General features: G+C 44.9%; 9 protein-coding genes, 1 tRNA gene and 1 pseudogene. 3 read left to right on the plus strand and 8 right to left on the minus strand.

Going from position 1 to position 13195, the window contains the following annotated elements:
- The first annotated feature begins 2 nt into the window (after window positions 1-2).
- The gene (gene fimH / locus F4V72_RS12450) at window positions 3-1010 is read left to right on the plus strand and encodes a type 1 fimbria D-mannose specific adhesin FimH (protein ID WP_136058422.1); all 1008 of its coding nucleotides are present in this window, start codon (window positions 3-5) and stop codon (window positions 1008-1010) included.
- Between the two features lie 10 nt (window positions 1011-1020).
- Window positions 1021-1539, plus strand: coding sequence for a fimbria assembly protein (gene sfmF / locus F4V72_RS12455; protein WP_053508489.1), 519 nt, complete (start codon window positions 1021-1023; stop codon window positions 1537-1539).
- A 45-nt stretch (window positions 1540-1584) separates the two neighbouring features.
- Here sfmF and fimZ read toward each other — a convergent pair whose 3' ends face one another.
- The 4 genes from fimZ to fimW form a co-directional block, all read right to left on the minus strand.
- Window positions 1585-2217, minus strand: coding sequence for a fimbria biosynthesis transcriptional regulator FimZ (gene fimZ, locus F4V72_RS12460; RefSeq protein WP_023246744.1), 633 nt, complete (start codon window positions 2215-2217; stop codon window positions 1585-1587).
- Between the two features lie 603 nt (window positions 2218-2820).
- Entirely contained in the window at window positions 2821-3543 is a 723-nt protein-coding gene (gene fimY / locus F4V72_RS12465; protein WP_136058421.1) for a fimbria biosynthesis regulator FimY, read from the minus strand.
- Between the two features lie 18 nt (window positions 3544-3561).
- On the minus strand, window positions 3562-4287 hold the full coding sequence (locus F4V72_RS12470; protein ID WP_226295977.1) for an EAL domain-containing protein: 726 nt from the start codon (window positions 4285-4287) through the stop codon (window positions 3562-3564).
- A 164-nt stretch (window positions 4288-4451) separates the two neighbouring features.
- Window positions 4452-5048: a fimbria biosynthesis transcriptional regulator FimW gene (gene fimW / locus F4V72_RS12475; RefSeq protein ID WP_121767838.1), complete on the minus strand. Its 597-nt coding sequence runs from the start codon at window positions 5046-5048 to the stop codon at window positions 4452-4454.
- 254 nt (window positions 5049-5302) lie between these two features.
- On the opposite strand from fimW, the gene F4V72_RS12485 reads away from it, so the two are divergent.
- A tRNA-Arg gene (locus F4V72_RS12485) sits at window positions 5303-5379 on the plus strand.
- 15 nt (window positions 5380-5394) lie between these two features.
- On the opposite strand, the pseudogene F4V72_RS24425 reads toward F4V72_RS12485, so the two are convergent.
- From F4V72_RS24425 to F4V72_RS12505, 4 genes and pseudogenes are all read right to left on the minus strand, one after another.
- Window positions 5395-5535, minus strand: a pseudogene (locus tag F4V72_RS24425) (integrase); the annotation flags it as partial.
- A 577-nt stretch (window positions 5536-6112) separates the two neighbouring features.
- Window positions 6113-9226, minus strand: coding sequence for a chondroitinase family polysaccharide lyase (locus tag F4V72_RS12495; RefSeq protein WP_136058420.1), 3114 nt, complete (start codon window positions 9224-9226; stop codon window positions 6113-6115).
- A 121-nt stretch (window positions 9227-9347) separates the two neighbouring features.
- Window positions 9348-11576: an autotransporter outer membrane beta-barrel domain-containing protein gene (locus F4V72_RS12500; RefSeq protein WP_023246750.1), complete on the minus strand. Its 2229-nt coding sequence runs from the start codon at window positions 11574-11576 to the stop codon at window positions 9348-9350.
- Window positions 11577-11678: 102 nt separating this feature from the next.
- Complete coding sequence (locus tag F4V72_RS12505) at window positions 11679-12608, minus strand: OmpG porin family protein (protein ID WP_023246751.1); 930 nt, start codon at window positions 12606-12608, stop codon at window positions 11679-11681.
- Between the last annotated feature and the right edge of the window lie 587 nt (window positions 12609-13195).

The raw sequence follows: 13195 nt of genomic DNA on the forward strand, positions 1-13195 counted from the left end.
AGATGAAAATATACTCAGCGCTATTGCTGGCGGGGACTGCGCTCTTTTTCACCCATCCCGCGCTGGCGACGGTTTGCCGCAATTCAAACGGGACGGCGACCGATATCTTTTACGACCTGTCAGATGTTTTCACCAGCGGCAATAATCAGCCGGGACAGGTGGTTACGCTGCCGGAAAAATCAGGTTGGGTCGGCGTAAACGCGACGTGCCCGGCCGGGACAACAGTGAATTATACCTACCGAAGCTATGTATCAGAATTACCGGTACAAAGCACCGAGGGAAATTTTAAATACCTCAAGCTGAATGACTACCTTCTGGGCGCGATGAGCATCACCGATAGTGTCGCTGGTGTATTTTATCCGCCCCGTAACTATATTCGCATGGGGGTCGACTCTAATGTGTCGCAGCAAAGGCCGTTCGGCGTGCAGGACTCAAAGCTGGTTTTTAAATTAAAAGTGATACGGCCTTTTATTAATATGGTGACAACCCCTCGCCAGACGATGTTTAGTGTCTATGTGACGACCTCTACCGGCGACGCGTTGAGAACGCCAGTGTATACCATTAGCTACAGCGGTAGAGTGGAAGTACCGCAAAACTGTGAAGTGAATGCCGGACAGGTAGTGGAGTTTGATTTCGGCGATATTGGCGCGTCGTTATTTAGTCAGGCGGGGACGGGTAATCGTCCGCAAGGCGTCACGCCGCAAACGAAAACCATTGCCATCAAATGTACCAACGTCGCGGCGCAGGCCTATTTATCGATGCGGCTTGAAGCCGAAAAGGCCTCAGGGCAGGCGATGGTGTCCGATAATCCGGATCTAGGCTTTGTGGTTGCTAATAGCAACGGCATGCCGCTTATCCCCAATAATTTGTCGAGTAAAATTCCGTTTCGTCTTGATGATAACGCCGCCGCTCGCGTAAGTATCCGCGCCTGGCCAGTCAGCGTGACGGGGAATAAACCGACCGAAGGGCCGTTTACTGCGCGCGGCTATCTACGAGTCGATTATGATTAAAGGAGGCGTTATGATCCTTCGGCGTGTTTTCGTCGCTATCGGTTGTGTTTTATTCAGCCCGCTGAGTCAGGCCAATTCATCTCTGGGCGAAGTGAATATTGAACTGCGCGGTAACGTGGTGGATTTTACCTGCGCCGTGATTGGGGGCGACAGTAACAAGTCGGTTAACCTCGGCACCTGGCCGACAAAACAGCTTCACGCTGCCGGTGACGTCACGCAACCGGTAGCATTTAGCCTAAAACTTGAAGGCTGCCCGCCGGGTTCGGCGTCGATAACGTTTTCCGGGACGCCAGCGCCCGGCACTGCATTATTGGCGCTTGCTGATACGGCAATGGCGCAAAAACTGGCGATTGAAATTCGCGATGGCGATCAACGTCGATTGCCACTTGAACAGGCCAGCAAGGCCGTCGATATTGACAATAACGGCAATGCTACCCTGAAATTCTATGCGAACTATATCGCCTTAGCAGATGGCGTACAGCCCGGTCTTGCTAATGCGGATGCGACCTTCATGATCAATTACAATTAATGTACACTGTTGTGGCTCCCGAACGATAATTCGCCGGGAGTATGCTTACAATAATTCGTGTGATTTGGCGTAATCGATAAGCTCAACGATAGAGTGAAGGCCAAGTTTAGAAAATATATTGGCCTTATGCGCACTGATAGTCTTATTACTTAATAAAAGTTGCTCGGCAATTTCTTTGTTAGACATTCCGTTTGCCAGATAACGTAGCACGGTAACTTCGCGGTTAGAAAGTGGCATATCATGGTGCCCGCCTTTGAGCGTACGGGTACTGCTGATGAAATTAAGCGTCTCAGATGGAAAAAAAGAATATCCGGATAAAATCATTTTTACCGCATTATAAATATCATTGAGATCTTTGCGCTTACTCACAAAACCGTTTGCGCCCGCTCTTATTGCTCTTCCAGCATAAAAAGCCTCTGATTTTGACGATAAAAAAAGTATCCGGGTATTTTCCTGGATAGATTTGATTCGTTTAAGTAAGGTAAACCCGTCGGTACCCGGTAATTCAATATCCAGAATGACAAGGTCGACAGGATAAGTGCGCAGATACTCTATCGCTGTTCGGCTATCATCCGTTTTCAGGACAACCTGAATATTACTATTTTTTCCGAGTAAAACTTCTATCGACATTCTTACAATAGGGTGTTCGTCCATAATGATAACAGATGCAGGTTTCATTGATGTATGCCTCAGACTGTTATGCGTCCTTCGTTTTAGAATAAGCGTCAGACACCTTGAAGGTTGTTAAATAGCCAGATCTACACGCCACACAGTGGAGCAATATTAAAGAATGAGACCTCCCTGTTGACTGGCTATTTTGCGTAAGAGCAATAAATATGAGGAATATCCATTTCGCACCAATAAAAAAGAAATTTCTGATTAAGTAAAAACAATATGGATTATACCTGGTCTGATTTCTCGGAAAAGTCTTGCGAAATGCGAATTATGGATGGCGGGTAGGATGTTCTGTTGTGTTATATAGAATCCGCGCATTATAGAATTATTTTCTTTGGAATTAATGCTGGCAAGATTAATTCATTATTTTTAAGCATAAAAATAATATAAAAAACTAATTGTTTAGTGTTTGTTATGTAACAAAAGAAAGATGTTTACGCTGAAAACCTCAAGAAACGAGGAGGGACAGGGGATGGCGTAGGGAGAGAATCTTTATCGCTTACCAGGACGAGTTGCAAATATTAATTTTATGTGAAACATTTACATTTCATGGATGTGAAAATAAGTAATTTCTTAAAAAATCTTATTCACCAGAAAGTTAGTTCGTTAAAAAATGTCGGGGAAAGTAACGTTTAGCTGCTGCATTAGCCGAAGAAAGCTTTGCCTGTGGGGAAGGTTAAGGAGGGTGATCAGTTGTTTAAGCCGGTAAACCACACGATGATAAGGTACGCTTTGCTGACGTGCTATTTCTTTTAAAGAGACGCCTTGCGCTAAAGTTTCAATCATCAACCAGTCAGTGTGGCTAAAGCTTTCCGATAAGTGAGGTTCGGCAGTTGATAACAAGGCTTCGCGTAACGAGGCCAGATTTTGTCGTCGCGACAGGACAAAAAAACGCCCAGCCATACGGATAAACTGTGCTATAGCGGGGGTTTTATCTGATACCAGCAGGTAAATCTGTATATCGCTTTGTTGCCAACTGAGCGCACGTAGCTGCTTAAGCGCCTCAACACAGGAGATGGGTAGCGCCTCCATATCTACAATCAGTTGTCTGAGCGAACCCTCTTCGATCCACAAAGAAATGTCGTCTAATGAGCGGAAAGCTGCGGTGCGCTTGCCGGAAAATAAGTAGCGACTCAGCGAATATGCCAGGTAGCTGTCAGTTGTAATGATTGCCTGGGAAATGATACCAACCGGCAAGGCATAATTGAGCTGTTGGTTCAGTAACTCAAGGCAATCAAATATCTGTGGCGTTGGAGAGTGATAACGGCAGGCGCAGTCTTTGGCATTTCTTGAACGGCGGTGTCTTTCCCTGCGTGGTACGCTGCGCATCCTGCTTTTTCCATTGCTTTAATATATATCTGGTAATATTGCTGGCCATAAATAACCTTGTCCCATCGTTGCACCAGCGTAAAAAGCAATGCTTCGTTGCTCTGATGTTTCAATGCCTTCCATCAGCATATCGGCTGCGATCTTATATCCAATGAGAATAGCCTGGCGCATTTTTTGCGGATCAGATACAAGGTTCCAGAATGTTTTTTTATCGAATTTAACTCCGCTTAACCGCCAGTTTTCGTTAGAAAAGGTAGCAAACATTTTTTCATTGATATCATCCAGCCAAACGGGCAGCCCGCTGGTTTCAGGTTGTTGAATTTTTTCATAGAGGCGAAACTGCTGACCTGTACTTAAGGTGTAAAAAGCGCCAGAGTCTTGCTGTTCAATAGTGAGATTTGATGAATGCGAGCGTACTTTTAAAAGTAATACATCAATATTTAACAATACCTTCACCGGTAACTTCAGAAGATATCTACTATTTTGAGGGAAGAAAGGTAGAGTGTCTATTTGTTGGAAAAAGTGATTATGTAACGCCTGTTGACTGAACTGCTGAAAAAAAGCTTTACTATCACTTCCCGACGGAAGTTGAGTCAGGACCTCATAGCCGATTAATTGTGCAGTTGAGAGATGAACGATAGGCTCAAATTTTAACAACCCGTTGCTGTGATATGAATGACGTATTGGCGAAGACGTCGGACTCGGGGTATTTATCCTTTCCTTTAATAAAGTATCCTGTGCCACCAAACACTCCTTCAGGCATTTAAGATGCAGCCATATATTTTCGACCCATGAATCTGGCAGGGTATTATGTGCATCATTGTGGCAGTGTTAAAAAAATGCCTGTAGGTATCGTTACTTAATTATTGATGAGATATTTCGTAAGCCTTGTAAAAAATTAAGTGAGTTTACTTACTGAGTAAGAAATTAAGATTAACTCTAATATACTTTAAAAACTGCTGCTCTGTTTTAACATGTAATTTTCGCATAATGCTCCGTCGGAGTAACCTGGTCTGTTCTTCAGAGAGTGAAAGTAAAGCGGCCGTTTCGCTTAAATGATAACCACTGGCGATCAGTTTTAACAGATGACGTTCTGTTACTGAAAAATGACGAGTCGTGCAGTAGTGGCAAATGGTAGAAGGGACGCTATGTCGAAGCGCTCGCTTATGCAAAATTAATATCATCTTTCGGGTGATTTCTTCAATATCATCTTCCCGGTAAATATGCGGCAGCATATACAGACATGGCCTGAACATGAGCTTTTCTTTATCGGATTCATTACAAATAATCACCCGTAACTGATGTTGGGTATGCATGGGTATCTGGTAACAACCTGCGCTGAACCAATCATCGTCCAGTGCCAGAAAAGCGATATCGGCATTATCTATCTCTTCTGGTGGCAGAAAATAAATTTTCTGCTGCCATTGATTCGCCAGACGCGTCATGATGATTTTCAAACCATGCTCAAAGTGACTGTTTTGTTCCTTAATCGCGATACTCAGCATAAAAAATATCCTAAACGGCAGGTGAATCATGGTGAAATATTAAAGAAACTTATTGATTTTCTAAATACTGGCGGCCTTAATTCCCACTTTATGCGTGCTGAGTTGTGTCCAGGCGATTTCCTGGAACCTGCCGTGGCGCCAGAAAAGACGATATTCGTACACTTAGTCAGCAACCGGAACAAAAGCCATTGACTCAGGAGTGCCTGACCGTATAATTCTCGCGTTTCGTCTACACGAAGTCTTCACTTCACAAGGCGCCCTTAGCTCAGTTGGATAGAGCAACGGCCTTCTAAGCCGTGGGTCGCAGGTTCGAATCCTGCAGGGCGTGCCATTATATTTCAGCAAGTTACCTATTTTCTGCAAGTTCCTTATTTTCCTGGTGGGACATATTTTGGACATCATCACTGAAAATTGAGTCAATTTGCCTCGTATGTTCAGTTAAATGGTTCGGTGCAAGGTGAGCATATTCCCGGACAAACAACATCGACAGCACTGATGAGGTACGGAACCGTCGGCCACAATCTTCTCAACTTCCTTCCCTCCAGTATCCTGGGAGTTTGATGATGGAACGGTGATGTGATGGGGCATATATGGGACATACAAAGCTTTGCATCGGCTGCAAGGCTTTGCATGTTTTTCGAAGATGGGACGTGTGAGCGCAGTGTTGATGGGATAAGTTGTTGTTAGCTAAAGTCGTTCCAGGAACGTCTAAGCCGTGGGTCGTAGGTTCGAATCCTGCGGGGCGCGCCATTTAAAATCCAATAATCATCTCAATAATCTTTACTAATAAAACAACCTGACAGTGCAAACAATAGGGTAAGTTTTAAATTTGCGAGTCACCCACGGCATAAATCGCCGATCCTGGCAGTGCCAAAAATATCTTCAGTCTATGAGTAACAATTAGAAAACCTCGTAGTAAAGCGCCAGAAGTGGAGGGAGTATTAAAGAAAGATCACAGTACGGGGAAAAGATTCAAAAAATCCCCCGACAAAATTGTCGGGGGATTTATGTATAAGAGGCAGAGCTATGTCGGAGGATATTTATTAACGCAATGACTAACCTGGCTACGGCTGTTGCTTCAGAGTTATCTCCTGCGGAATACCAAAATAGCTCGAGAACGTCAACTCCGTGGTACCTCCCGCGGTCCTGACGCTAACCTGCGGGTTCGGGGCGCTAGCCTGCCACTGACCGTTAAGCGTCACTGAAATAGGCACCGGGGTTGCCGCCGTGGTTCGGGTCATGTTCAGGTCTGGTGTAACGCCGCTAACAATAAGTTCTTTGTCTCCCCGTGATTGGGTCATAATTATCGCGGGCTGAGGAATATTTTTCACCACGCCGTCGGCAGGTGTCACCGCACTAAATGCGGTATAACCGATGGTTTGGGTCACATTATCACGCACAATGTGTGCAACATTGTCTTTACGCAATACCTCATACGGTTTCTTGCCTGCGCGATAATCGTTAGCCAACTGTTGCATACTCCCGGGCGTGGCTTCAAGCACCATCAGGTACTCATATTCAGCATCTTGTGGTTTCTTGCCGTGAGAGAGCCACGCCACGCTGATGTCAGCTTCCGTTGGTTTACGGGTTTTATTATTCGCCGAGACCTGATGCTGACGGCGTACTTCTCCTTTCGCGCCGGCCGTTAATAAATAACCGGTACCATGACCGTCGATTAACCAATCACCTTCCCCAAGAGTACGCTGATACGGGAATGCGGTAATGCGTTCGCCGTTCACCCATAGAGCGTGCGCTTTATCCGTGATGCCGTGCTGGAAAAGCGTTGTTTCTGTTGGGTATTTAGTCGTACTGTTGCTAATATTACTGCCTAATAAGACCAGACGATTTTCCGTCTCTAACGCGGTTTTACGGGCAGTAAAGCTGCTATCAAATTTCGGCATTGATGGCGCATCAAACTTAAAGGCGAACATACCATATTTACCCGCCAACGATGAATGACCGCTGAAAGGCTGATCGCCACGTAACATCAGCGTATGCGGGTTAGGGCTGTCCAGCTCGGCTAACGGTAAATGAATCGTGGTGGTCCCCGGATTGCGGTTCCAGTCCCAGCCGTCTTGTGTAAAACCTATCTCTTTCTGGCTACCATAAGGCAGAACCTGAACAGCACCATGACTTTGATAGCGGCCATAACGGTTATCGGCATAGTAAATCTCTGAAGACCAAACATTGCTGTTGTAGGCTTTCAGGGTCACCATTTTGTCGCTAAAACGATGAATTCCGAACGCGCCGCCGTTAAAGGTCCAGTTACCCTGAGGTAAAGAAGCGGGCTTAATTGTCTGACCAAAGAGCGCTTCGCTTTCGCTCTCTGGCGTTCTGGTAATTTGCAGATAGATGGCGGCCAGATCTTTATCCACTTTTTCGCCGGTTTGCGGATTGCCGGTCAGGGCCAACCACCGGAACGAGTCCTGGAATAATTTCACGCTTGATGAATTGAACGGGTGACGACCCGCGAGCCCCATTGAGGTCGCCGGGTTGCTGTAAATCCATGCTGAAACCATCGCTTTTTTCAGCGCAGCACGTCCTTCTTTGCTGACCTCAAACGGCGAGCCTTGCAGCATGTAAACCAGCTGGCTGGCATTTTTAAAAGCCGGGAATGAGTAACCTGGATAGTTGCCTTCGTGACGCCATGCCGTACCGTCAGGACGTAGGCCATCTTGTGCGCCGGGTGGGATTTGCGACAGCGCCACGTTGATATACTCACCAAAACGTTTTAATAATGCAATACGTTTTGCCGGATCGGGCTCAAGCATCAGCAGTGCTAAGTGCTGACGCGAAAGTGTATTAAAATAGTCCAGATCCGAACTCTCGGGCCCCGGTTGCATGTCAAAGTTAGCTTTGAATTCCCGTGAATACCACAGCAGGGCATCAGCGACCTGCTGACGTAACTGATGTTTTTCCAGTTCATCGCTCATCATCATCGCCGAGATATACCACCAACGAGAACTGTATCCCCAGTGGTGGGTCGTAACCAGCGCGCTGCCGTCAACGAATCCCTGATCCAATAAATGTTGGGTCATCAGTATATACATGTCGACCAGTTCCTGACGCTGCGCAGGCACAGTACTGATCTGATAGGCACGGCTGATATTAAACATCAGCGTGGCATAATCAGCGAGATAAACATAATCGTCAAAACGCTGTTTGTCGACGGCGCTCATAAATTCAGGTTGATACAATACCTTCTGTTTATCTGTAATTATATGCCACCCGGACAATTTACCCTCTGCGTTACGTTTAATACGTAATGCTGCAAATTCACTGCGTAATTTTTCGTAATTATCGACAATGACCAGTCCACTCTCGTCGATTTTCCCTTGGATAAATACGCGTACCAGGGCATCGCGAATGCCCTCAGTAGCGGCTAACTCACTTGCCGTTGGGGTCGGTAATTTTTTAGGTAGCCGGAAATCAATTTCTGGAATGTGAAGCCGCGTTTTTACCTGGTCATCAGACCATTGATAGCGAGCGTCATCGATAGACAACATGATACGGTCGATATAAAAAGTGCCGGAGGGCGCTTTAAGCGGCGCTTTAAAGCGAATGTCATCCATATCACTTTTTGCCCCACTGGCAATGGTATTGCGGGCGCCGCTCTCACCGGCTTCGTTTTCGCTGATGCCCAAGCCTTCAATTTCGCGTCCTTCAAGATCGTTTTGCAGTGAAACGCCGATTGCGCGCCAGCCGCTAAAGTTCATTTTGACTTTAATGCCGGTATCAGGTGAGCCAGAAGGTCCCAGGCCGCGGCCAAGATCAACAATCATGTAATCGTCAACCGGACTTTCGTTATAAATCCAAAACGAGAGCACTTGCGTGGCTTTACGACCCCATATCTTAGACGCAACAGAGTCGGGTACTTGTTTGATAGGGTGATGAATCGTCACGGTACTGCCCGCCTGCCAGTCCCATTTAAGCGATTTATTGCCCATGATATAGCGCTCAGGACTCAACGACAGTGTTGAATCTTTACTTGCGGAGACAAAATCAGGGATGCTATTGCCGTCAAAATCAATAATCGACGCCTGCATCAGCATTTTTTTATTGATTTCATTATTTGTACTTTTAGCGTTATTCACTGATGGATGTGATGTACAGGCGGCTGCTCCCAGCAAGGTTGCGACGGTGAGGGCTATAAGTTTAAATCTGAAAGGTGTATACATAATCTTCGCTACTCAATAAAAGGATGCAACAGAGAAATGAAGAGAGGCGATACCCATCGGGATACAGGTCATGCTGTATCCCGATGCGTTATACCTACAAAAGAGTTCTGGCGACTTGCACTTAAAAGTATTTAGAAACGCTCAGACCTATATATCCTTCGTTATAACCATCACGTTTGTAGTAATTCAAATTACCGTCCAGGATAATATTATTTTTTAGCGTTAAAGAAGATTTCAGTGTGGCTTCAAAAATATCATTACCGATGCTATCGCCGGTGATAGTGAAACGGCCTTTGCCTTTACCCTGATCCATCACTAAACCCGCAGTTTCGGTTATGACTTCTGAATCATTTAAATCACGGTATCCCATTAAGGAGAGTGATGGGGTAAATTTACCAAACGCCAAATCGTAGGTATTGAAGGCGGTAAAACCGGCACCCAGGTGTTTCACTGAATAAGACTGCCGATCTACTTCCAGACTGGCTGGTGAACCGCTTTCGGCATAATCTTCCACCCGGAACCACTGATAGTTATATTCTACTCGCGGCTGTAATTTAACGATATCAAGGTCAAATGTTATACCGGCGCTGGCCTGATAACCCATCTGCAAGCTGTTATAGTCGGCTTCAGCCCTGGTATTTCCCTGATAACCATTTAAGGAACCAATATTACGGGTGCTGCTATTTTTATTATAGCCCATATTAATGTTACCGTTAATAAAATAGCGGTCGTTGAACCAACCAGTATAGGCCATAGCTTCATAGCTATTTACATCTTTTGTATTACCATAACCATTTATATTTATATGGCTGTTTTGATAACCGAAAGCGACACCGAATAAAGCTTCATCTCTGAAGCGGCGATCCATACCAATATTTATGCCATAAGCATTAGTTTGATAACCGAAAATATCAGCCTCATTGCCCTGGCGTCCATGCGTATACAGAGTTTGCGCCCAGAAATTCCACGGCGTTGCGGTCTCCTGATTGCGTAAATAGAAGCTACGGTTATTTGCCTGATCACGCATCTTATCGACCACACGCAGGGCGGCGCGGACCTCACTGCCTTCAGCATTCGGGGTTAATTGTTCAACTAACCGGGCAATACCATTGCTGCCGCTGTCAACAACAGATGAATTCGCACCGTCGTCGCCTGTATTACTGTTACCCGCTGAGGTTAACAGTGCCAGGAGTTCACCGCTTCGTACGGACTGAGTTTTGTTGTATTCGGACAGTGCATAGTTAACGATATAACTTGCTGCCTGGAGCCTTTGCTCACTTATGCCACCTTGTTTAGCGATGTTGACAAAATTATCACCGCCTTCGTAGTTCACCCCGTAGCGTACCACCAGTTGATTGCCTTGAATGCCACCATTGACAACCGGATCGGTGGTGGTTATCCAGGAGTCGATTTGTTTTAGCAATGGCGAAAGATCGCTAACCGCGTTTACGCCACCTTGTCCGACCTCAACAGTACCACTCATTCCCCCATTTGATTGAATGAGGATGATATCCTTATTGACGATATCGTTGATGTTACTCCCTACATAAGAGAATAATGCCTTACTTCCTGTATTAAATACGGTCTTGCCTTCAATCAATAATAGAGGTGTGTTTAAATTAGCGGAGTTACCAATCTTAAAATCCAAAATCGCATTTTTTTTATTATTAAAATCACCACTCCAGAAAATGGTCCTGTCTTTAGCAATGATGCTTAGATTCCCCCAGTTATCTATTTTCTCAACCCCGGAAATAGTATAACCATCAAATAACCCTTGCTGTGCTCCGCCCTGGTAAGCAAAGTTAATCTTATTTCCTTCCAGACCATTGCCTACAATATTCCCGTAGACGTTACCGTTGACATCTATTCTCAGAGCTGTCTTTGCTCCTGAGAAGTCAATGGCATTTTCTTTACCTTTAACCGTCGACCCATCTTTTATTGATATACCTATATTAGGAACGGCCGGTTGTTTAAATGAACCGTCAATTTTAATTGCTGTGCCATTTTCACTGATAATATTAATCCCTTTTTCAAGGTTAATATTATTATTAAAAAACGTATTACCATCGGCGTAGATAGCGTACGCATTTTCTCCGCTAACAGTAATGTTTTTACGGATATACTGGGCGACAAATGGCGTGTTGCCAGTATAGGTCAGAGCATTACCTTCGGCAACGTATAAGTCTGACGTTAAGGTCACGGCTTTACCATCGGAGGCAATTATTGCATCACAAGTACTGCCCGCAGGTGTATAAGGTGGACAAACACTCGCAGCTGTATTAAATGCAGTTGATAGTAAAATAGTGGATATACTGACCGCGAGAATTTTTGCCCTAAAATTTTTAGACATAATAACACCTTCCATTTCTCAGGAATGAATCTAATACTGTATTGAAACCCGGAATTATTTAATGCTGGATTTTACGTTTCTATGCCAGGCATAAGTAAATATTCAGAATGTTGCGCGTACACCAACTTTCATATATTTAGATGAAGAGTCTTCTTTACCCATGGTATAGCCTTTTTTATATTTAACATCTTCAATATAGTATTCTGCCTGAAGTCGGAAGCTATCGGATAAAGGGTAAGCCATTTGCAGGGCTAAACGGTTAACTTTACTTTTTGTTTTGGTTTCACTGTATGCCGCGCTTTCGTACCATCCGGACGTTTCACCATAATTAAGGGCATAGCGAACATATGGGGTGAGCACCAGACCAATTGGCGTATTCCAGTTAAAATAGAAACGCATTTGCTGGTTTCTTGAGTTATCGGTCAATCCCCAGGTATCGCCTTTGTCACTGCGTTTACCAGCATTAAAATAGTTCAACGTCATCATGGTATTAGCACTCGACTTGAAACGTACGCCTGGTTCAATTTCCCAGGTTAAGCGATCTGCACGGCGTACAGATTGATTCGATGCCGTATTTACCTCTTCACGTTCAATACCCAGAATCACACTGCTCGCAAATGTAAAACGTTCAGATAACAGACGCTGGCCGGTCAAATGTGCGGTATAAAAATCAATGGTAGTTCGATTGCCGTTATCGTAAGTGGTTAAATCTTCACGAATACGAAAGCTCGGTTGGATCCAACCCTCGTCAAAACGGAAACGATAGCCGACCATAGCCTCAGCACGTTGATAGCGCTGGCGGGAGTCGTGGAATTGTTTACGAAAACCTAAATCATAGTACCAGTTAGAACCGTCAGGATTAAGGTTCATATCCAGGCGCGGACCACTGTAATCATATGGTGTACCGTAATCTCCCGTCACCCAACTCAGTGTTGCATTCACTTTCGCAGCGTGAACGCAGACGGGCAGAAGTGTAGCAATGATCCCCAGACAGACTGCTGTTCCAGAAGTAACTAACAACTTCGCTTTCATAATGATATCTAACCCTTGTAATTATAGAAATACGCTACATTGCAGGATTTATAGGGAGGTTTCCTGCATCTGTAGATCCACTGCCGGAAAAATGTGGTCCGGACATCAGGTATGGGCAATGAGTGTTTGCTGGCTGCCAACTCGCAGATATATTATCTTTTACATGCTTTCGTTTCCTTACGTTAGATCACAAAAAAACATATCGAAAGGATTTTTAAGCAATAAAAGACTTAAAAAGCGATAAAGAAGAAAATCAAAAGGTATCGAAAGTTTTGTTTAAGTGTTATAGAAAATCACGCAGGCTTCATGTTTTTCTAAAATCACTCCGATCAGCCCGGAGCAGGGGATAGGGTGAGGCCTGCCGTCCATATCAGGCGTTTCAATAGGATACTAATGAAAAACGATAAGGCAGCCCCTGTAATCCCTCAATTAACAGCGTAAATTAATTATCGTGCGCTACCCGTATCCGCTGCGCTGGATCAAACTTGGCACGCCAGTTTCCTGTAAGCGTTATCTCTACTGACGATTGAAATCGTGTCGGCTCGCTGATGCCAAATAGCGTTTCTTTGTGTCAGGTGGGGCGCAGG

This window comes from Salmonella enterica subsp. diarizonae, from assembly GCF_008692785.1.
GTDB classification, from domain to species: Bacteria; Pseudomonadota; Gammaproteobacteria; order Enterobacterales; family Enterobacteriaceae; genus Salmonella; species Salmonella diarizonae.

Bases quoted from the DNA above. Each gene is read 5' to 3' on its own strand.
- fimH (WP_136058422.1), top strand. From the start codon at position 3: ATGAAAATATACTCAGCGCTATTGCTGGCGGGGACTGCGCTCTTTTTC.
- sfmF (WP_053508489.1), top strand. From the start codon at position 1,021: ATGATCCTTCGGCGTGTTTTCGTCGCTATCGGTTGTGTTTTATTCAGC.
- fimZ (WP_023246744.1), bottom strand. From the start codon at position 2,217: ATGAAACCTGCATCTGTTATCATTATGGACGAACACCCTATTGTAAGA.
- fimY (WP_136058421.1), bottom strand. From the start codon at position 3,543: ATGCGCAGCGTACCACGCAGGGAAAGACACCGCCGTTCAAGAAATGCC.
- fimW (WP_121767838.1), bottom strand. From the start codon at position 5,048: ATGCTGAGTATCGCGATTAAGGAACAAAACAGTCACTTTGAGCATGGT.
- F4V72_RS12495 (WP_136058420.1), bottom strand. From the start codon at position 9,226: ATGTATACACCTTTCAGATTTAAACTTATAGCCCTCACCGTCGCAACC.
- F4V72_RS12500 (WP_023246750.1), bottom strand. From the start codon at position 11,576: ATGTCTAAAAATTTTAGGGCAAAAATTCTCGCGGTCAGTATATCCACT.
- F4V72_RS12505 (WP_023246751.1), bottom strand. From the start codon at position 12,608: ATGAAAGCGAAGTTGTTAGTTACTTCTGGAACAGCAGTCTGTCTGGGG.